At 48.0% G+C, this 20,935-nt stretch carries 21 protein-coding genes; 10 read left to right on the top strand and 11 right to left on the bottom strand.

The features are described from left to right. Positions 1–45: 45 nt before the first annotated feature. The 3 genes from shyA to AC6R10_RS13780 all read right to left on the bottom strand — a co-directional run bounded on the left by shyA (position 46) and on the right by AC6R10_RS13780 (position 2,505). Entirely contained in the window at positions 46–1,350 is a 1,305-nt protein-coding gene (gene shyA, locus AC6R10_RS13770; protein WP_500672573.1) for a peptidoglycan DD-endopeptidase ShyA, read from the bottom strand. A 142-nt stretch (positions 1,351–1,492) separates the two neighbouring features. Continuing rightward, entirely contained in the window at positions 1,493–1,792 is a 300-nt protein-coding gene (locus tag AC6R10_RS13775) for an isoamylase early set domain-containing protein (protein WP_334553297.1), read from the bottom strand. 101 nt (positions 1,793–1,893) lie between these two features. Next, positions 1,894–2,505: a hypothetical protein gene (locus tag AC6R10_RS13780; protein ID WP_500672574.1), complete on the bottom strand. Its 612-nt coding sequence runs from the start codon at positions 2,503–2,505 to the stop codon at positions 1,894–1,896. A 248-nt stretch (positions 2,506–2,753) separates the two neighbouring features. On the opposite strand from AC6R10_RS13780, the gene AC6R10_RS13785 reads away from it, so the two are divergent. The 5 genes from AC6R10_RS13785 to AC6R10_RS13805 all read left to right on the top strand — a co-directional run bounded on the left by AC6R10_RS13785 (position 2,754) and on the right by AC6R10_RS13805 (position 7,655). Beyond that, on the top strand, positions 2,754–3,413 hold the full coding sequence (locus AC6R10_RS13785) for a YoaK family protein (RefSeq protein WP_500625480.1): 660 nt from the start codon (positions 2,754–2,756) through the stop codon (positions 3,411–3,413). A 235-nt stretch (positions 3,414–3,648) separates the two neighbouring features. Continuing rightward, entirely contained in the window at positions 3,649–5,019 is a 1,371-nt protein-coding gene (locus AC6R10_RS13790) for a YjiH family protein (protein ID WP_500672575.1), read from the top strand. 194 nt (positions 5,020–5,213) lie between these two features. Continuing rightward, a complete protein-coding gene (locus tag AC6R10_RS13795) occupies positions 5,214–5,696 on the top strand; it encodes a putative pterin-binding protein (RefSeq protein WP_500672576.1) in 483 nt (160 codons plus the stop codon). Then, positions 5,677–6,774, top strand: a complete 1,098-nt coding sequence (locus tag AC6R10_RS13800; RefSeq protein ID WP_500672577.1) for a GGDEF domain-containing protein — start codon at positions 5,677–5,679, stop codon at positions 6,772–6,774. Before AC6R10_RS13795 ends, AC6R10_RS13800 begins: the two co-directional genes overlap by 20 nt. 65 nt (positions 6,775–6,839) lie before the next feature. Next, positions 6,840–7,655, top strand: coding sequence for a Cof-type HAD-IIB family hydrolase (locus tag AC6R10_RS13805; protein ID WP_500672578.1), 816 nt, complete (start codon positions 6,840–6,842; stop codon positions 7,653–7,655). A gap of 316 nt (positions 7,656–7,971) precedes the next feature. Here the strand turns inward: AC6R10_RS13805 and gatY are convergent, their stop codons facing one another. From gatY to gatA, 5 genes are all read right to left on the bottom strand, one after another. Next, positions 7,972–8,829 (bottom strand): tagatose-bisphosphate aldolase subunit GatY, encoded by an 858-nt coding sequence (gatY, locus tag AC6R10_RS13810; protein ID WP_500672579.1) that lies wholly within the window; start codon positions 8,827–8,829, stop codon positions 7,972–7,974. Further along, on the bottom strand, positions 8,822–9,895 hold the full coding sequence (locus tag AC6R10_RS13815) for an alcohol dehydrogenase catalytic domain-containing protein (protein ID WP_500672580.1): 1,074 nt from the start codon (positions 9,893–9,895) through the stop codon (positions 8,822–8,824). The genes gatY and AC6R10_RS13815 overlap by 8 nt, the downstream gene beginning before the upstream one ends. An 81-nt stretch (positions 9,896–9,976) precedes the next feature. Continuing rightward, positions 9,977–11,341 (bottom strand): PTS galactitol transporter subunit IIC, encoded by a 1,365-nt coding sequence (locus tag AC6R10_RS13820; RefSeq protein WP_500672581.1) that lies wholly within the window; start codon positions 11,339–11,341, stop codon positions 9,977–9,979. A gap of 60 nt (positions 11,342–11,401) precedes the next feature. Continuing rightward, positions 11,402–11,683, bottom strand: coding sequence for a PTS galactitol transporter subunit IIB (gene gatB / locus AC6R10_RS13825; protein ID WP_500672582.1), 282 nt, complete (start codon positions 11,681–11,683; stop codon positions 11,402–11,404). Then, complete coding sequence (gene gatA / locus AC6R10_RS13830; RefSeq protein WP_500672583.1) at positions 11,680–12,150, bottom strand: PTS galactitol transporter subunit IIA; 471 nt, start codon at positions 12,148–12,150, stop codon at positions 11,680–11,682. Before gatA ends, gatB begins: the two co-directional genes overlap by 4 nt. A 198-nt stretch (positions 12,151–12,348) precedes the next feature. On the opposite strand from gatA, the gene gatZ reads away from it, so the two are divergent. Genes gatZ through AC6R10_RS13845 form a run of 3 tightly spaced genes read left to right on the top strand, consistent with a single transcriptional unit; the run spans position 12,349 to position 15,115 of the window. Beyond that, complete coding sequence (gene gatZ, locus AC6R10_RS13835) at positions 12,349–13,608, top strand: tagatose-bisphosphate aldolase subunit GatZ (RefSeq protein WP_500672584.1); 1,260 nt, start codon at positions 12,349–12,351, stop codon at positions 13,606–13,608. Positions 13,609–13,661: 53 nt separating this feature from the next. Beyond that, positions 13,662–14,465, top strand: a complete 804-nt coding sequence (locus tag AC6R10_RS13840) for a DeoR/GlpR family DNA-binding transcription regulator (protein WP_500672585.1) — start codon at positions 13,662–13,664, stop codon at positions 14,463–14,465. Further along, the gene (locus AC6R10_RS13845) at positions 14,456–15,115 is read left to right on the top strand and encodes an HAD-IA family hydrolase (protein WP_500672586.1); all 660 of its coding nucleotides are present in this window, start codon (positions 14,456–14,458) and stop codon (positions 15,113–15,115) included. Before AC6R10_RS13840 ends, AC6R10_RS13845 begins: the two co-directional genes overlap by 10 nt. On the opposite strand, the gene AC6R10_RS13850 is transcribed toward AC6R10_RS13845, so the two are convergent. Then, complete coding sequence (locus AC6R10_RS13850; RefSeq protein ID WP_500672587.1) at positions 15,112–15,885, bottom strand: DeoR/GlpR family DNA-binding transcription regulator; 774 nt, start codon at positions 15,883–15,885, stop codon at positions 15,112–15,114. The genes AC6R10_RS13845 and AC6R10_RS13850 overlap by 4 nt on opposite strands. Positions 15,886–16,043: 158 nt before the next feature. On the opposite strand from AC6R10_RS13850, the gene xylB reads away from it, so the two are divergent. Together xylB and AC6R10_RS13860 are read left to right on the top strand one after the other, a co-directional pair. Continuing rightward, positions 16,044–17,516 carry a xylulokinase gene (gene xylB / locus AC6R10_RS13855; protein ID WP_500672588.1) on the top strand — a complete coding sequence of 491 codons (1,473 nt, stop codon included), beginning with the start codon at positions 16,044–16,046 and terminating at the stop codon, positions 17,514–17,516. An 83-nt stretch (positions 17,517–17,599) separates the two neighbouring features. Beyond that, a complete protein-coding gene (locus tag AC6R10_RS13860) occupies positions 17,600–18,934 on the top strand; it encodes a ferredoxin reductase family protein (RefSeq protein ID WP_500672589.1) in 1,335 nt (444 codons plus the stop codon). Here AC6R10_RS13860 and AC6R10_RS13865 read toward each other — a convergent pair. Beyond that, positions 18,931–20,190, bottom strand: a complete 1,260-nt coding sequence (locus AC6R10_RS13865; RefSeq protein WP_500672590.1) for a sensor histidine kinase — start codon at positions 20,188–20,190, stop codon at positions 18,931–18,933. The two genes, AC6R10_RS13860 and AC6R10_RS13865, sit on opposite strands and share 4 nt — an antisense overlap. Then, positions 20,181–20,876: a response regulator transcription factor gene (locus tag AC6R10_RS13870; protein ID WP_500672591.1), complete on the bottom strand. Its 696-nt coding sequence runs from the start codon at positions 20,874–20,876 to the stop codon at positions 20,181–20,183. Before AC6R10_RS13870 ends, AC6R10_RS13865 begins: the two co-directional genes overlap by 10 nt. Between the last annotated feature and the right edge of the window lie 59 nt (positions 20,877–20,935).

Raw genomic sequence — 20,935 nt, forward strand, 5'->3', positions numbered from 1 at the left:
TCCTTAATCACAAACAACCAGCCACAAACAACCAGCGCCAGCGCATCAACTCGCTGGCGCAGATTCCCCTTCTCTGGCCCACTCCATCTCTTGCTGACGCAGCATCTCATCAAGCTCTGCTTTGCGCGCCTTGAAGATCGCCATTTCTGCTTTTGGTACCGAGTTGGCCATCGGGATATTGGCTTTCATCGCATTCACCGCGCGGCCGCGGTCAATGAGTTCGTAGTGGATATGGGGGCCGGTTACCCGCCCCGTCGCTCCAGATAAACCAATGCGCTGCCCACGACTTACCGTTTGGCCTTTGCGAACTAAGATTTTACTTAGATGCAAATAACGCGTTTTGTAGCGGCTGCCGTGTTCAATCACCACGTATTTACCTGCGTAAGGGTGGTCACGTGTCATGACGACAACACCATCGCCCGTTGAGACAATCGGTGTGCCGGTTGGGGTTGCCCAGTCCGTGCCGTTGTGAGGTGCAACACGTCCGGTCACAGGATGCAGGCGAGTAGGGTTAAAATGCGAACTCAAGCGATAATTGCCACCGACTGGCTTACGTTGGAACGCACGCTGTAGGCTGTCCCCTTTCGCATCATAGTATTGGCCGTCACTGTGCAAATACGCCGAGAGGGTTTGACCACGATTGTGGATCTTAACCGCTTGTATCTCGCGATTGCCCGTTAACGTTTCGCCGACGTATTGACGAGACTGTACCACTTCGAAACGATCGCCCGCTCGCAAGTCACGAGCAAAATTGATCTTATCTTTCAGTAAGCTGACAATCTGGTCGACTTCGCTGCTGCCAAGGCCAAGCGCGTAGCCAGATTGCGAGAAGGTGCCGTTGATTTCGCCCACCATTGGAAAGGCTTTCCATTCTCCTGGAATTTTGACGTCGCTGTACTCATAGTTGCCATCATCCAACCGCGTGTAAACTGCACGCTCGACCAAGCTAAACTCAAGCTCCATCTTCGCCAGTTTACGGTTTTCATCACGCCAAAAACGCAAGGTATTACCGGGGCGCAGTGTATCTAGAGCGAGATAGTTTAAATCCGTCTCCATGATCTGCATCAGCTCGCTATAACCAAAGCCCAATTGATTAAAAATGGTGCTTAGGTTATCGCCTGATTGGATCACGTATTCGTAATCTGGGATGTCCACCGTCTCGTCGTGTTCAGCGAGCCAGTCATTCATCAGCGTGGATTCTGGGAGAGAAAGCTCAATAGTGCGATGATAGCGGCCTGAATTCGGCGCAGACGACAAAGCCACAGCGATAAAAATCGGTAAACTTAATACGGCCATCTTTTTACGCTTAGAGAGCTCTTTAAAGCGTAATGTCAGACTTTTCGCTTGCACAATGCTACCTATAGAGAGAAATAACGAAGCCGTAAGATTACGAATTTATCCACTAAAAGTCATCTTTTCTAATGTAAAGATTGGATCGAAAAAGGCGCTTACGCGCCTTTTTGCAGTCGATGTCGCTAAAACCCTAAAAGTTCTATTGATAGGTCGATAGTAGGCCGTTGTCATCACCAAAGCCATTCGGCTTGTATTGGTCTGCATTGGCATCATTGACCCACTTGTTGTTGTCGACCAAATAACGAAATTCGAAGTGTTGGTCTTTGGGTAGTCGGGTTTTGAATTTGAAGCTTTTCGACTTCGCCACTTTCTTCATTTCGACCGGTTGCCAATCAAGAAAATCCGCGACGAGTGCCACCGATTGGTCAGCGTTTGCTGCATCCAACTCGAAGGTGACTTCGACTTCATCTTTGGTTTTGAAAAAACGTTTGTTGATCATAGTTTACTCCGTTAACGACGTTAAAATGTCCATCTCATCCTTGTTAGCTTACAAATATGCGCAACAGTTTGCATCAAAAACAATGTAAAACCCTATTAATATTATGGTCGAATTGCCCAACTATTTTGTTCGGTCACAGTCATCATTATAGTGCGCGTTACTTTGGGTTCCTCACTCATAGGTTGATCTTCCTCACGAGTTCGCAGTGTAACGGCGATCACATCCTGATTGCGCTCTACCGCTTCCACCACGATTCGATCACCCAGCAGCACTGCATCACGCGAGATCATTCTCTGGCGGGTGGAATCATATTCAAACAGGGCTAGATAGTAAAAAAGACCACTACCTTGATTGGATACGATGAGCGGCGCGGCGTAGCGGCCCTCTCCTAGTTCGATCAATTGATGCGTGTCGACCCAAATATCACCGCGTACTTCACCGTCTTGATATTGGCCTATTGCTCTTGAGTCTTGACGTCGGGTAAGCAAGCTGTAGGCGGTGGTTTCTGGAACTTTAATCGTCCAGGGATTGGGCGTCGCAATGCCAAAGACCTGTTGCATGAGAGCATCTTGCGTCGGTGTAGGCTGAGGAAACTTCGCTCGAATCTCCTCATCAGACAAACTGAAGCGGTAAAGACCGGCTGCGGCAACGACCACCAGCAGGACAATCGGAATCAATAAAATAAGGGGAATGGGAAGTCGGCGCTTTTTCATGATGATCACTTCACAACAGAGTTCTTCAAAGAGGGTGATTTTCAAACACATAGTATTTTCAAACATATAGTAACAGGCGGGTCAGTGAGGCAAAACGCCTATCCACGATTAATTTCGCCTACGGCTCTGTGCCACCACGAAATCACCATGCGCGTTCTGCTAAGAAGACAGATAAGGAGGCCACATAAGTCAGCTGCAACTTTTGGGCTGACGCGTATAATGTCCTGCGTAACAAAAGGGGGATCACGGTGATTTCAAAACTACCACGCTGGGTGGAGCACGGCGCATTTTTATTGGCACTACTGGCCGGAACCGTCAATGCGATTGGCTTGTTGGGTTTCCAGCACCAGTCCGTGTCTCATATCTCAGGTACCGTGACACTACTGGGCACCAGCCTCTACCTCTTCGATCAACAGACGCTGCACCTCTTATGGGTGGTACTCAGCTTTCTGCTCGGCGCGATACTCAGTGGCGTCTTTATCGAAAGCACCGCGCTGAAATTGGGCCGCCGCTACGGGGTGGCACTCTGCTTTGAAAGTGGGCTACTTTTGCTCGCTTACCTGCTGCTTAAGGAGGGACACACCAGTGGTCAATATCTCGCGTCTGCTGCTTGTGGGCTGCAAAACGCCATGTTAACCACCTTCAGCGGCGCGGTTGTGCGCACCACCCACATGACGGGTATCGTCACTGATTTGGGCATTATGATCGGTGCACGCTTGCGCGGGGAAAAGTTCGATTATCGTAAAGCCAAACTCTTCTCCTTTATCTTCGCCGGATTCTTGCTCGGCGGCACTGCCGGAGCGGGTTTATATGCACAGCTAAGCATTGCAGCACTGCTTGCGCCCGTTACCCTTGCCTTGTGTCTCGCGCTCAGCTATTGGCTCTACCTCTATATTTCACCCAAATAAACCCGCTTAGTTGCAACACAATCCCAAACAATTTAACATTTACAATACAAATTACTGCATTGCCAAGCTAATATCGAGTTTATGTCTGAATATTTAGGGATAATTATTGAATAGTATTGCACGGCATGACAAAAGGCAGTAATCTTGCGCCCCATGACTAAATAGGGATGTTTAGTGAATATGTATGCCAAGGGATACGGCAATACTATTGACCAGATGTAACACGAGATTTGTAATGCAAGAAAACGCTCAATCTATCAATCAGCCAAAAGGGAAGAAGAACTTCTGGATGTTCTTTATTCCGTCTTTGTTGGGTCTGCTTGTCTTTATGGCGCCGATCACGTTTGACGGCGACATCACTATCCCTGTGGCCGTATTGGCGAAATCGATTCAGGCACTGTTCGGTGATGCTCTGGTCGGCATGGTGACGTCCATCATTAGCTTCATGGCGGTTGCCTCGCTACTTTGTCGTATTAAAACGCCGGCTTTTATTGCCAACAGCGACTTCTTAAACGGCCTGTTTAACCCATCACCACTTTGGCTTGCTGTGCGTGTGATCGGTGGTCTTGCGGTTGCGATGACCTACTTCCAACTGGGCCCTGAGGCAATTTGGGAAGAAAACACTGGTGGCCTAGTGCTGGAAGGTTTGTTACCAACTCTTTTCTCTGTGTTCATTTTCGCTGGCTTGCTGCTTCCTTTACTGCTCAACTTTGGCTTGCTGGAACTGTTTGGTACCTTACTCAGCAAAGTCATGCGCCCCGTATTCAATCTTCCTGGACGCAGTGCGATTGACTGTATGGCTTCTTGGCTAGGCGATGGTTCCGTCGGTATCCTGCTGACCAGTAAGCAGTACGAAAACAAGTTCTACACGCAGCGCGAAGCGGCGGTCGTCGGTACGACCTTCTCTGCCGTCTCCATTACGTTTAGTTTGGTGGTATTGGCCCAAGTCGAACTTGAGCACCTATTCCTACCTTTTTACGGCGCTATCTGTTTAGCCGGTGTGGTTGCCGCGATCATCATTCCAAGACTGCCACCCCTAAGCTACAAGAAAGACACCTTCATCGACGGTACTAAACCGGATGCCGAAGCGGACGCTCTGCCAGCTGGACATAACAGCTTCACTTGGGGTCTAGAGTTGGCCTTGAAGAAAGCCTCACAAGTGACGTCATTAAAAGGCGTGTTTGGTGAAGGTGTGCGTAACGCTGTCGACATGGTGTTTGGCGTACTGCCAGTGGTTATGGGTCTGGGTACGATTGCACTTGTGATTGCTGAGTACACCTCGGTGTTTGCCTTCTTAGGCCAGCCGTTTATCCCATTCCTAGAGCTGCTACAAATCCCAGAAGCCGCAGCGGCGTCGCAAACCATGGTGGTCGGTTTTGCGGACATGTTTATCCCTGCCATCCTTGCAGCTTCTATCGACAACGAAATGACGCGCTTTGTCATCGCTGCGATGTCTGTGACCCAGCTAATCTACATGTCTGAAGTTGGTGCACTGCTGCTTGGGAGCCGCATTCCGGTCAATATTTTTGAGCTGTTCGCCATCTTTATCTTGCGTACGCTCATCACCTTACCTGTGATTGCGGGTGTCGCGCATCTGATCTTCTAATGCGCGCCTCTGGTGACGATTGACGCAAAGCCCCGCTATGGATTTCATAGCGGGGCTTTGCGGTTTCTGTGCGTTGTCTATACTCAATAAATAAGAATCAATATTGATAAAAGGTTTTGCTCACCTGCAAAACAATCATATAATCAATAATTATATTAAAAAGACGTTATTGTCCGGACCTTTGGGGAGAGATCATGAGAAGAGTGCTTGTGCTGTTCGCTGCGTTGTATGTTTTTAGTGCTTCAGCCTCTAGCTTAGTGATTCGCATCACCGATCGCGATCCTATCACCCTCTCTCATGAAGACATCGTAGCGAATTTCGAACCCACTACCTTCTCTACGACCCTACCTTGGTTCGACGGCAAAAAAACCTTCACCGGCTTCAAAGTCTCATCGTTAGTTGATTACTACCGCGCGAACAATACCTTCTCCGTCTCTTTTGTCGCCCTAAATGATTACGCGGCGAGCTCAAGAATCGAAGATATTCTTAAGTACGATCCTATCGTGGCGTACGAAATGGATGGAGAAAAAATGAAAGTGCGAAATAAAGGCCCCTATTGGCTGGTCTTTAACTTAAGTCAGTTCCCTGAAATAGATAATGCTGCATTTCGTTCACAAATGGTGTGGCAGATCGATGAGATATTAGTGCATACCGCCGATGATGAGTCCAAAGAGTAAAGACGACCACTTACACGCCATTCTTGCCAAAGCGAAAGTACTGTTAATCGTGCTTTCGGCAACCCTGTTCATCATTAATCTCTATTTTCTTACCTCAACACGCCAGTTAGCGGCCTCCTACAATGAACAGCAAAACCAAGCCACATGGTTTTTGTTTCAGTTGAACAAAGAGTTTTCTGAACTCAGAGCGATTACACCGTTCGCAGCGGACAGTGAAGAGTACTACGATCGCACCCTACTCAAATATGAGTTGACCTGGAGCCGTTTCGACATACTTCTCAGTAGCAAAGAGGCGGACAACCTGATTACCCTTCCCGGTGCCGCCTCATTCTTTAGTGACTTGTTCAGTCAGTTTAAGCAGCTAGAACCCGAGATCATAGCGCTCAACTCACCGGATCAGGCCAAAGCGCTGTGCGATGATATTGACGCGCTCTACATGTCGATGATTCAGTACGTCAACACCAATTTTAGAATTAAAAGTCCGCTCTACCTGTCACAAATGAGCCAAGCGCAAAGTTTAACTCAGGCGCAATTTGTCTTGATGGTATTGCTGTTTGTCTGCGCGTGTTTAGTCGGCTACATCATTCACAAAGAGGCCATTTACCACAAGCAATTGGCGCTCACCGATTCTCTCACCGGAGTGTCCAATCGGTTGGCCATGTTCAACGATATGGCCGAGTGGGTGGAACAAGGCCAGTCATTCAACCTCTACCTTTTAGACTTAAACGGCTTTAAGGAAGTGAATGATCGTCATGGTCACCAAGCGGGCGATGAAGTGCTCGCCACGGTTGCCCATCGCCTTAATAGACTGGAAGCCTACTGCTATCGAATCGGCGGCGACGAGTTTGCTTTAGTCTACCTTGGGGATACGCATCCACAGCATCACTGGAAGCAGATTGAAAGCTGCTTTAGAAAGACTATTGCTATCCGCGCGGGTACCCAAGTCTCCCTATCGACCAGTATTGGTACTGCGCACTACCCGCATGATGGTGCATCACTGAGCCGACTCATCTCTATTGCCGATGCCAATATGTACGAAATGAAGTTTGCCAAGCTTGAACAGAAATCCATTGGCTAACGCCTGTTTTGACGATCAATCAATGTTATCATGGCCGAAAATCCACTTCGTCAATGATTAACCTTATGCCTCAACACCCGATCAAATTCATTGCTGCCGACATGGACGGTACGCTGCTCGATGAAAACAGCCAGCTGAATCCGGAATTTTTCGAACTCTATCCACAACTCGAAGCGAAAGAGATCATTTTCGCGGCGGCCTCAGGCAGACAGTACTACAGCCTGATGGATACCTTCTCCCCAATAAAAGATCGTATGATGTTCATTGCCGAAAACGGCACGCTGGTGATGCATCAAGGTCAAGAGCTCTACCGCTGTGAAATCGACAAGCAAGATATTGCCGATATTATTCGAGAGGCGAGACGCATAGACGGCGCCTACATCGTTCTGTGTGGTACTCAATCGGCATACATCGAAACCCAAGCAGAAGAAGCGCTCAACGAGTTCAAAAAGTATTATCATCGCTGTCAGTATGTCGAGGATCTTCTCGACGTCGACGATGACTTTATCAAAGTCGCCATTTTGCATTTCGGTGGCAGCGAAGCGCTGGTTTACCCAAGTGTGTCCTCGCAGTTTGGCGATTCTCACCAAGTGGTGGTGAGCGCAAAAATCTGGCTCGACATTATGAACAAACACGCCTCCAAAGGCGCGGCGATCGAGCATCTACAATCCACACTGGGTTTCTCTTTCGAACAGACGATGAGCTTTGGCGACTACCTCAATGACCTAGAAATGCTCAAAGTGAGCTACCACTCCTACGCGATGGATAACGCGCATCCTAAAGTGAAAGAGGTCGCCCGTTTTCTTGCGCCGAGCAATAAAGAGGCAGGGGTGTTTAAGGTGATAAGAGAGACATTTAACCTTCAATTGCCCCGTACTTAAGGTAATACTGCAAGCCAGAATCAGTGAGAGAGATGTACTCTCCAACCCATTGAATATAATCATTCTGGCTGCAATACATCATCAACTTACGTATATCGTTGGATATATCTAAACACAATGCTTTTCTTACCTCTCGGATATGCATAGTGCCTGCGGGTCGGTACATCAATTCATGCAGCAATGCATAGCTGTCCTCAAGCAAACAAGAGGGGGACGACAGTCTGAGTCTAAAGGGCATATCATACCTCGCACAATAAAAAAATGAGGCTACCACGTAGCCTCATGCTTCAGGAGTCAACCGCGGGGGACGGTTTAACTAAATTCGGCCTTCACTTCGGCACATTAGAATCTTTTCTTTAACGACATTAGCCATCGCCTCTTTCGGTGCTTGGTTATACACTCTGGGATCATTCGCATTGGGTTGCTGTGCAAAGGCTTCTTTCAGGGCATCTGAATACGCAATCTTGAGCTCTGTGGCCACATTGACTTTGGTAATGCCTAAATCGATACAACGCTGCACATCTTGAGTGGGAACACCTGAAGCGCCGTGTAAAACCAAAGGCACGTCGACGATATCAGCGATCTTTTCCAATCGCTCAAAGTCTAGCTTAGGCTCTTCTTTATACATACCATGAGCCGTACCAATGGCGATCGCCAATGAGTCTACATTGGTAGACTCAACCAACCGCCTCGCTTCTTCGGGATGGGTGTAAGGGTCATTGACTGACTCCACAATGAGGTCGTCTTCTTGACCAACAAGTTGACCGATTTCAGCCTCTACTGAACAACCATAAGCATGACAAATTTGTACAGCCTCTCGTGTAAGGGCAATGTTCTCTTCAAGAGGTAACGCACTACCATCAATCATTGCTGAACGAATACCTAGCTGCACCTTTTGACGAATATCATTAAGGTCATGGTGATGATCAAGATGCACGACAACCTGCATGTTACGTTCTTTCGCCGCTGCATTGACCATATGAAGTAATTCTCGTGAACCGCCGTATCCATATGTCCCCGGAGTGCCAGCTAGAATGACGGGGGACTGGAGTTCTTTTGCTGTATCCAGAATCACTTGAACGGTTTCTAGATTATGGAAATTGAATGCAGGGATGGCATAACCGCCAAGGCGTGCGGACTTTAGCCAATAATTGCTGTTAATAATATTATTCATTGTCTTGCCCCCAAGTTAAAAGCACTTTTCCAGACATAGGTTTATTCGGTAAGTCCAACACTCGTTCGATATACTGTTCGGGTGGGTAAACACCATCTAATAATGCTTGGGTGTTAATTTTATTTTCGGAAAATAGTCGGCACGCAATATCCCATTCCTCACCTGGGTAGGGATAGGAATAATTCATCCAACTACCAACCACTGATAGTTCTTTTCTTAGTATTTTTTCGTATTCTTTGTACTCAAGAGAAAAATTCTTATGAATAGTGCCCACTAAATAGATGGCGCTTCGTGGGCCAGCTATATCTAGGCTCAGCTTAAACGTTTCAGGCACACCGGCAATTTCAATGATGACTTGATTTAACATCGTTTCAGACAATTGTTTAAACGCGTCGACTTGCTCTTTGTCCAGTGAGTTGATCGTGCGATCCGCCCCAAGTGATTCTGCCAATATCAGTTTTTCATCACTGATATCGATGACTGAAACCGATGCCGCACCCAACGCTTTGGCCACTTGCAGAGTGAGAAGACCAATTGTACCAGCACCAATGATCGTAACGTGCTTGTCTTGACACCCACCATTCATCACAATCGGGTGTAGACCAACGGTCACAGGTTCGAAGAATGCCCCTTCAACCAAGGAGACCGTCTCAGGGAGTTTGAAGCAGGAGACTTCAGGTACAGCAACATACTGAGCATTTCCACCTTGGCGTCGAGAACCAACGAAGGAGTAATTCTTGCACAGTGAATAGAGGCCTTTTTCGCAGACTTCACATTCTTGACACGGTACCAAGGGTGCGCAGCAAACACGATCTCCGGCTGAAAAGCGGTCAGTATTTTTTCCGACTGATACTACTTTTCCTGAAAATTCATGACCAAGAGTCACCGGATAAAAATGTGCACCATTATCAAAAACACGCGGAATATCTGAACCACAGAGTCCTGAGTAATACACCTCTACCAGAACTTCATTTTCTTTTATTTCAATATTTTCATAAGACGTCAGTTGCAACTTATTATTACTGACTACTTCAATGTGATTATTAACAATCATAATTTCACTCACCACGACACCCACATAACGATGTGTAACAATAAAAAATAACAGGCAATGGGATAGAAATGGCAGCCTACGCTGCCATCCGTTTTACGCTTCTGCTAGCGTTTTCTCTTCTGCTACGCTCTTTTCGTAACGTCTCGCTCGAGCCCATGTCATGTAAACAGCGACCGAATACACGCCACCAATCACTAACAGTCCGCCTAGGTTTTCCATACTGAACAACTCAATCAGAATATAAGTGATAGGAGCACCGCCTTGGTCCATTGAACCGATCAGGTTGCTGCCAGTAACGTGTCCCGTCATTTGACCAAGCTTGGTCAAGAATGGGATCGTTTGTGTTGCAATCCAAAGGGTGCCTGCCATGACGATTGAACCTGAAATGATGGTTCTAAATAAGTTGCCTCCGTGGACCGCCACGCCCATCGCAACGAAGAAGCCGATTGTCGCGAGATCCCCAAATGGTAGGATTGCATTTCCTGGTAAGAGCACAGCGATAAAAATGGTAAGAGGGATGAACAACAGGCTTGCTGAGACAACATTTGTTTGACCAAGAAGCAGTGCGGGATCAAGGCCAATGAGATAATCTTCACCGCCAAACTTACTTTGTAGACGTTTTCTGGCGTGTTTTGCAATTGGATTCAATCCGTCCATGATAGGTTTGATGACACGAGGCATCAACAGCATAACCGCTGCGGTTTTTACCGCTAACTGGAGCACATCTTTGAGTTCATATCCAGCCAGTAGACCAATACCGATACCCATTAGAAAGCCAACCACAACCGGCTCACCAAAAGCGCCAAACTTCTTCTGAATACCGTCTGTCGAAAAATGAATGTTGCGTAGACCCGGGATTTTATCAATGACAGCATCGACCAAAACAGCAATGGGACCACAGTAGGCAGAGGTACCGTGTGGAACTGCAATACCATCTAAGCCAAAGTATTGTTTGGTATCTTTCGCAAACCAGTCACCCAGTTTGTAGGCAAAGGCAGCATGCACGATAACGCCAACAATACCTAACATATAACTGTCTGTCGCCATATGAACCATGGCACCAGTAAACGTCATATGCCAAATATTCCATATATCCACATTCACCACACGCGTCATCTTCGCTACTAGCATAAGAATATTGACAGCAATTGCGATAGGGATGGCAATAAGTGCCATTTCACTGGCCCAGGTAATGGGTGCCGTTCCCGGCCAACCTAAGTCCACTACGCCCAACTCAATGCCAAAGTTGGCCGTCATTTCTTGCGCGGCAGGACCAATCGAATCCAGCATCAATCCGATCACTAAACCAATGCCAACAAAGCCAATACCAATGTGTAGACCAGCTTTGAATGCATCGCCTAGTTTCATTCCAAATGCCATAGAGAACAGCATAATGACAATGGGGAGCATAACGGTGGGTCCTAGATCTAGGACATATCTAATTATTTCATTCAACATAGTAGGGTATTCCTTGTTTCGTCATGCCACGCTCAGGAAGAACGTGGCGATTTCCTCGAATTACGCCATGACTGCAAGCATTTTTTCTTTTAGTTCGTCTGCGCCTACTCCCGAGATAAATGGCATACCGTGAAACAGCGGAATGTCGCCGAATTCACGGTCCACTTTCGCTGTGGTACATACAAATGAGATGTCATCAGACAGATAGGTATCTATCTCGTTCACTCGGCATTGAACAATCTCAATCTCAATGTTGTTTTCCTCACACAGTTCTTTGATTTCTTCTGCTGCCATGGTTGAAGTGGCAACGGCACCACCACAAGCTACGATTACTTTTTTCATGCTGCTTCCTCAGATGTACTTAAAATTCTTGAGCTAAAAACGTCTCTCAATTGGTTTGTTGTTTCCGCGTTTCTCAAAGCGTTAAAAAAGCCTTCATCTTGCAAAGCGCTGAATAAAGCTCTTAGCAATTGCATCTGTTCAGCAGGATCGGTGACGACCAATGCAATGATGAGTGCAACATCGCTATTCCCTTCTCCATCCGCTCTTTCAAATGTCACTGGCGAAGAAGGTTTAATGAGGTAAACGCAAGGTTTGTTTGCATGTGTGGCGTCGCAATGGGGGATCGCAACCGCTGAAAAGCCTAGGTCAATACCCGTTGGAAATTCTGCTTCACGTGCATGAATCGCTTGGTGGTAGCTTTCTTTTACGTATCCACCCGCCGTCAACACGCCGCTGATATGATCCAGCGTTTGTTTTGAATCACTGAACGCTAAGTCCATATCAATTAGAAGTTGAGTTTCGATCATTTGTTTCACCTATCAATCAATTTCGAAAGAAATCATAAATGAAAGAATAAAAAACAAAAGAGATCTACCGCACAAAAACAAAACAAACGAAAATAAACAAAATTAATCGAAGACAAGACTCTTAAAAATTGATAGTTTTTCTTCATGGACTTTCGAAGTCGTAAGTATTGATACTCACTTTATGTCATGAGGAAACACATGAAGAACTTTATCCAACAACACAAAAGAGACCATAATAAAGGCTTATATTCTGTGTGCTCTGCGCATCCCCTTGTTATTGAAGCGACTCTTAAATACGAACTTGAGACTGAACAGCTCGTGGTGATCGAGGCCACCTCTAATCAAGTCAATCAGTTTGGCGGTTATACAGGAATGAAACCGAAAGATTTCGTAAGTTACGTTTACGAGATAGCAGCAAAAGTGGGGTTCCCAGTCGAGCGAATCGTTCTTGGTGGCGATCACTTGGGTCCAAACTGCTGGCAAAATGAACCTGCCGATAGCGCCATGGAGAAGTCAAAAACGTTGATCCAGCAATACGTCCAAGCGGGCTTCACTAAAATCCACCTCGATGCATCTATGTCATGTTCAGACGATGAAATACCGCTTGATCCTTGTGTCGTCGCTAAGCGCGCTGCCATTCTTTGTCAGGTCGCAGAACAGACAGCGACCCCAGAACAACGCCAAAAGCTCACCTACATCATCGGAACAGAAGTCCCCGTTCCGGGCGGCGAGGCATCAGAAATTGAGACGGTACATGTCACCAAACTTTCTGATGTACGTAATACCATCGACACTCACGTCACCGCGTTTGAAGCGTTAGGTGTCGGTGAAGCACTGGATCGCGTGGTCGGGGTGGTTGTTCAGCCTGGGGTCGAATTCGATCATAGTAATGTCATTCGTTACAACCCAAGCGATGCGGCGGAAATCTCACGCTATATCGAAGACACTCCATGGGTTTATGAAGCGCACTCAACCGATTATCAAACTGCAGCGCATCTTAAAGCCTTGGTTGAAACACACTTCTCGATTTTAAAAGTAGGCCCTGCGCTGACTTTTGCTCTTCGTGAAGCACTGTTCGCTCTCGCAGAGATCGAAGGTCAATTGGTCAAGCCTGAATCAAGTAGCCACTTCAAAACCGTGGTGGATAACGTATTGCTCGATACACCGAAATACTGGAAATCGTATTATGGTGATAAGCATTCTGACATTGTCAACAATTTGCATTTCAGTTTCTCTGACCGAATTCGCTACTACTGGACAGACGAGCGCATTCAAAACGCCTTCGACAAGTTACTTGCGAATTTAAACCAAGCACCGATCCCTCTGACCATGCTCAGCCAGTATTTACCTAACCAGTACCTAAAAGTCAGTAACGGATCACTGAGTTCCGATCCAGAATCACTGATCATCGACAAAATTCAGGAAGTCGTCGCTCAGTACTCCTCAGCCTGCCAATAATGAGAAAAAGGCGAAGCCAGTGTGCTTCGTCTTTCTGACCGCAAGGAATGAGAATGAGAGCATCACTAAGAAGACAACAAATACTCAAAGAGTTACTTCGCTCTGGGAACGTTCATGTCAATACATTAGCGGAGCAGTTTGAGATTTCCCCAGTGACGATTCGAAGTGACCTCAAGAGGTTAGAGAAAGAAGGCAAAGTCGAGCGTTTTTTCGGTGGCGCTATGTTAACTGAATCAGAAAGTATCCGACGCCAACCCAATGAAGAACTGGCCGTCAACAAGCGTTATCACCTCAATGATGCAGCGAAATCTTCTATCGCTTTGGCCGCTGCTCGACTTGTCGAAGATCACTCGACCATTATTATCGACAGCGGTAGCAGCACCCATTTGCTCGCGAAAGCTCTGGTGTCTAAAAAACAGTTAACGGTGATTACCAACAACCTAGCTGCTGCGTCCACTTTGGCCAATGTCAATTCGGTCACTCTCGCAATATGCGGGGGGTTGTACAGGCCAGTTTCACAATCTATTCATGGTCAAAAGGCAGAAGCCTTTTTCAATGGCGTTTGTGCAGATATTGCCTTTATTGGTGCAGATGGACTCGACCCCGAAAAAGGGATCACTACCTTTAATGAGGGCTACCACGTCAGTCAAGTCATGGCTAAGAGTGCCAAAAAAGTCGTCATACTCGCGGATTCATCAAAATTAACCCGTTCAGGCTTTAATCAAGTGCTACTTCCAACGGATATCGACTGCCTAATTACGGACAAGGGGATGTCAAATAGTGATGTCCTACGTTTTCAAGAACTCGGCATTGACGTCACACTCGCTGACGCAAAAGGACACCCATTATGCACATAGAATTCCAAGCTTGCCTGTTTGACCTCGATGGCACGCTCATCAACTCTATCGCAGCCGTCAATCGTGCTTGGACAACCCTAGCCCAGCGACATCAGTTGCCTGTTGACCTCGTTTTAAGCCAAATCCACGGCCGACCAGCGAACGAATGCGTTCGCCAGTTCCTCGCACACTTTCCCAAGGCTTATCAAGACGAACAAATTGAATGGTTAAAACAGCTAGAGGCCACAGACACACAAGGGATCATCGCTGTCGAAGGTGCACGCCACTTCCTTCGTCAACTTGACGATACAGGTATTCCGTGGGGAATTGTGACTTCATGTAATCGACCTGTTGCGTCTGCTAGGATGGCTGAAGTTGGTCTATCAAGGCCCGCTATGATGGTCACAATTGAAGAGGTGTTACGTGGTAAACCGGCTCCTGAGCCCTATCAGCTCGGCGCAGCTAGAATCGGGGTGGGCATTGAACACTGCGTCGTATTCGAAGATGCTATCGCGGGGGTGACATCAGCAAAAGAGGCGGGAGCACAAGTAGTAGGTGTATTGAGCCATAATCACGGCTCAGCCTTACCCGTTGTCGGTTCAATACACAACTTTCATCAGTTGGGCATCACGGCTTCAGCGTTCGGAAGATGGTCACTCACTATTGACTAGACAACGATAACCTCTATCCCTTGCGACTCAAATTGTTCTCTCTGCGGTGGAGAAATGGCGTTGTCGATGATGAGTGTATCGATACGAGAGATATCCAGCACCTTATTAAAACCCACTCGCCCTAGCTTGGTCGAATCTACCACTGCGACCACTTTCTTTGCACTTTTTGCCATCAAGTCAGTGATGGCATACCCCTCGTTAAATGTGGTGATGCCTTTGATAGGGTCTAGACCGTCCGCACCGACGAACAACACATCAGCTTGTATGCCTTCTAAACATTGCTCTGCCCGATGACCGTGCAAGGATTTCGTTTTGTTTCGATAAGTACCACCGACAATAACAAGTGTGGTGTCGTCCGCATTCATTAACGCAATGCAGGCAGCGAGGTTGTTTGTAATGATGGTGTGGCCGCCCGTCATTGCTAGTCGTTCTGCCACTAAATGTGTCGTACTGCCACTATCAAGAATAATAGTACTCGGGTTTTTCATCATCCCTGCCGCCGCTATAGCAATACGGTGCTTGGACTCAGAGTTAATCTCATAACGTTTTTCTATTTGGAGTTCATCATCTTCTTGAAGCAACGATAACCCCCGAATGGATTGAGCACCGCCAAAAAAACGCTTTAACTTCCCTTCCTTCTCAAGTGCTTTAAGATCAGCACGCAAAGTCACTTCTGACGTTGCGAGGGCATTTGACATGTCTTTGACCAACACTTGGCCTTGACTCTCTAACGTTTGCAGTATGTATTCACGTCGAGCAAGTTGATTCATCGAAGCGCCTCTTGAAATGGATGTCATGTACTTTCGTATGGTTTCAATTTCGATAGTATAACGAAGGTAACACTTTTGTATAGCTTCTATTGTTTTCTCTTGCCAAACCTCTATGACTCTTTTAGTAATACGCTGCCAAACGCAACTGAGTGGTCAACATGTTCATAGGTATCGATAGCGGGACACAATCAACCAAAGCCGTACTGTGGCACGAAGGACAAGTCCTCGCACAAAGCCAAGTCCCCTACCCAATGATTCAAGGTCCAAACGGGCAGCGAGAGCAAGATCCAGAGATTTGGTTCAACGCAATGCAAGAGGCGATAGACTCGCTGTTTTCGCAACGGCCACCATTGAAAAGGTGCGTCCAAGGCATTGGAATTGGTGCACAACAGCACGGACTAGTGCTGCTCGATGAGAAAGACCACATTATTCGTCCTGCGATGCTGTGGTGCGATACTCGCCCTGAAGCCGTGCTGGAGCAATTTACACAAACTCATGGCATCAATTGGCATCAGAGCCTCGGAATGCATGTCCCCGTCGCTTTTTCCATTGCAAAACTACTTTGGATTCGGCGCTACGATCCATGCTCATTTAGTCAAATACATAAAATCATGTTGCCGCACGACTTTCTGAACTATCGATTGACGGGACGCTACACCACTGAACCGGGAGATGCTTCTGGAACAGGATGGTTCAATGGTCAAACACGGCAATTTAACGACGAGTTACTCAACCTCATTGACCTGCCCGACGGTTATCACTACCCAACCTTACTCGACTCTCACCAAACCGTTGGGCAATTACTTCCCAACGTTGCGCGCCAATTGGGACTGCCTAGCAACACTTTCGTCTCCAGTGGTGGAGGTGACAATATGATGGCCGCCATTGGGTCTGGAAATATCACCAAAAACAATCTTACCGTGAGCCTTGGCACCTCTGGTACAGCCTTTAGTTATCAGCCTCATCCACTTGCAGTTGGCCACCACAGCGACATCAACGCTTTTTGTTCATCAACCAATGGTTACTTGCCGCTAGTGAGTACCATGAATGTCACGCTCGCTATCAAACAAGTGTTGACGCTCATCGGCCATACATTTGATCAGTTTGACTCGCTATTATCGAACGCGAACATCGGTGCCGATGGGTTACTGACACTTCCCATGTTGTATGGCTCTCGACTTCCTAATTATCCTTCGCTAACGGGGGCGATATTGAACATGTCCTCAGAGAATCTCATGCCGCAAAACCTGTTGCGTTCAACGGTCGAAAGTATCACTTACAACTTAACGCTCGCAATTGAAAGATTGCAGCAAGAAACTAAAAGCTCGTTTACTGAAATGACTTTGCTCGGTGGCGGTGCACGTAGCCACACTTGGCGGCAGTTAATCGCTGATATCAGTGGTTTAAAAGTAACCATGTTCGAACATCAAGAAGCTGCCGCGGTTGGCGCTGCTATCCAAGCCCATTGGTCAACGCAACCCCGAGAGTCACTCAACGATATATGTGACACTTCATTACATGTGGATGAACAGCGCACTTGCCATCCACAGACCAGCACTCAGCAGAGATATCAAGAACTATTTTCAATGTATCGCTCGCGTTTAGATGACCATATCCAACGTCATGGCTAGGTTTACCCACATTTACACTGCTTGACCTTACTTGACACCCGGCTTGCTACGCTTTAATTAGCCAAATAGAGGGAGGATGTGTCATGAAACGGGTTCTCGTCGGCATCGCAATGATGACTGCTCTCGTGACGGGGCTATGGCTATTCGCTGAGCCGTCACTATTGGGTTCATCGCTTATATTTCAATGGCGCTCGGCACTGATTCAGTACTCCGGCATTGTGGCTATCATGTTGATGTCTCTTACCATGGTATTGGCACTGCGCCTAGATTGGGTTGAACAGGTCACGCAAGGGTTAGACAAATCCTACCGACTTCACAAGTGGACGGGGATCGCGGGTGGCGTACTGGCTATCATCCATTGGCTCTTCTATCACCTTCCTATTCAATTGGTCAGTGCAGGGATTCTCACTGCGCCGCAACGCTTTTCTGGCCGCGGGCCTGCGCACCTTGGTAACGACCTACTCTCAAGCTGGATTCTTGAACTTCGTTCAACCGGTCTCGCTTTAGGTGAGTGGGGGTTTTATCTGTTGATTGCATTGATTGCGCTCTCGCTCTGGACCGCCCTCCGCTATCGCCCGTTTCGCGTCTCACATAAATTGATGGCTGTGGCCTATTTGATGGTCGCCGCACACTCTGCACTGCTGCTCAAACACAGCTATTGGGGCACGCCAATTTACTTTCTCACCATGGCATTCATCGTGATTGGCGTCTTGGCAGCGTTATACAGTTTGCTGGGGTTGATTGGCCGTTACCATCAATATGATGCGCGGATTAGCCGCGTTCAATATCACCCACTGAGCCGCATTTTAGATCTTGAACTGCATATGCCCACCTCTTGGCCCGGCCATCGCTGTGGACAGTACGCTTATCTTCAATTTGGCCATGAAGATCCCCATCCGTTTACGCTAGTGTCTGGCTGCAAAGGGGATAAAGTGCGATTTCTTATCAAAGAGTTAGGCGATTTCACTACTGGGCTAAATAAGCGGGTCAACCTAGGAGATTCGGTTCGCGTCGAAGGGCCATATGGGCATTTTTCACTCCATCAATCCAGCCCACAAATTTGGATCGCAGGCGGTGTCGGCGTGGCACCCTTTGTGGCGGCTTTACACGGTTATGCCGAGCAGCCACCACGCTATCCGGTCTTCTTTTTCTTCAGTTGTCGCGGAGTGGATACGGCCATTCTCCAAGAATTGCATCAACTTGCGACACGCAGTGGGGTGACGTTGGAGATTGTCGATACGCGATACCAACCGCGCCTCACCATCGAAGGATTGGCGCAGCGCTTTGTGCATTTAGACCACTACGATGTCTATTTCTGCGGGCCAGAGTCGATGTCTGCTCAGCTTAAAAATGATCTTAAACGCCATCGTTTCGATACCGCGCATCACTATCACGAAGAGATGTATGCGATGCGTTAGCCACCAAATCGTACCGTCACCACTCGCCCGTTCGCGGTGACGGTATTACAATAAGACCAACCTTGCTGCTTAACCAGCCTATCGGTGAGTTCCAGCCCTAGCCCAAAGCCTAGATCGCTGTCTCTCTCCTGGTCAGTGTCATTGTGGTTTTCAATCACCAATGTGTCACCCGTTTGCGAGATGACCACTTGGCCTTTCTGCGTGTGTTGGAAGGCATTACGCACTAAGTTCGTGATGACGATACGCGTCAGGCCACTGGGCAGTGTCACCTGAGTATCGTCGGTCGACTCAACAACGGTGACCGCTTTGCCATGCAATAAATAGTTGAGCTCCTGACGGATCTGAATCACTAACTGGCCGATGGCGAACGAGGTGCTGGGCAAGGCTTTCTCCTCACGACGATTGAGCCACAGTAGGGTTTCGGTGAGATCGGTCATGGTCAGCGAAGCACGCTCAATGCGCGCCAATACTTCACGCTGCTTGGCGGGCTCAACCTGACGCTCGATCATTTTGCCCAGCAGCTCGGTATTGGTTCGCGTAACCGCAATCGGCGTGCGTAGCTCATGGCTGGCATAGCCAAGAAAACGCTTTTCACGCTCGACACTGGCTTGTACCGAGCGCAAGCTCGACTGAATCATCTCGGCGAGCGTATTAAGCTCTCGGTAGTGAAAATTGGGTATCGCCGCATCCAGCTTATCTTCATCCAACGATTTCGCCCATGCGCCCAACTGTTCAACAGGTGCCGACACATTACGAATAATCATCAGCAACACCACGGAAAAAAGCGCTATCGCACCGATCGCGGTAAAAACGATATAGAAAAATGGCGGCAGCTCATCACGGCTCATCGGCGTGCTGTGATCACGCTCGCCTATCTCTATAGCGGCAAAACGGCGCTCACCATCTTGCTCAAGCTGCATGACAAAATAGCCTTTCTTCGGTGGACTGAGCAAGGGAATGCCTTCGATGTGTTTGAGTAGACGGCCATCGGCCGAATCCTCTTGATCAAAGTGCTGCGTGATACGGGTGGGTAAGTCTTGCCATCGCTTCGCAACCAAGAGGTCATCTTGCTGTGTGACCTGACCCGGCGCAACGTCGAGATGAAACGCTTGAGAATGGACAAAGCCGCGCATGGCCTCATCCATCCCTGAGAAAAAGTAGCTCACCGCAACGCCTGACATCCCGACAATCGCGCTACTGCCCATCGCCACCATCGCCAACACAAAATAGAGCCGTAGACTGCGCCTTAATCGCATACTCGCTCCTCACGTTTAAGCGCAAAGCCTCGCCCCACAAGAGTCTGTATCCGTTTGATTCCACTTTGGCCATCCACGGCCTTGCGAAGGTGGTACATGTGCACTTTCAAGCTGTTGCTGTCGGGCTGTTCATCCCCCCAAACGCTCTGCACCAGTTTGTCTCTCGAGACACTGTTTGGACTGGCGCGCAGTAACGTTTCCAGCAGTTTGTAGCCTATCGGTGTCAGTTTCATCTCCTGCCCATCGCAGGTCGCGGTTTGTGTGGTGAGATCGAGTTCGACTCCTTCCGCACTCAGTAGCGTCACTTGCCCACTGCGCCGACGCGAAAGCACTTGCGCGCGAACGATCAACTCTTCCATCGCAAAGGGTTTAATGAGGTAGTCGTCTGCCCCGGCGGAAAAGCCACCCAGTTTGTCGTCCAAGGTATCGCGTGCCGTCAGCATGAGAACCGGCACATCAAGGCCACTGGCGCGCATTTTCGCGCACACTTCTAGGCCATCCATTTTGGGCAAATTTAAATCGAGGATCACCACATCATAGCGCTGATTTTGTATCAGGCTGAGCCCCGCCACACCATTCGCCGCGTGGTCACACTCAATGCCCTCTAGCGCGAGGTAGTCGATAACCGCAGTGGCCAAATCGAGATCGTCTTCCACCAGTAAACACTGTAAATGGTCGCTTTTCATGCTCTCCTCCACACCCACCATCGATGTTCATTCTTTACATAATAAGGGCTTAGACAATC

The sequence above is a fragment of the Vibrio sp. R12-SG2-ISO1 genome, from assembly GCF_059834045.1.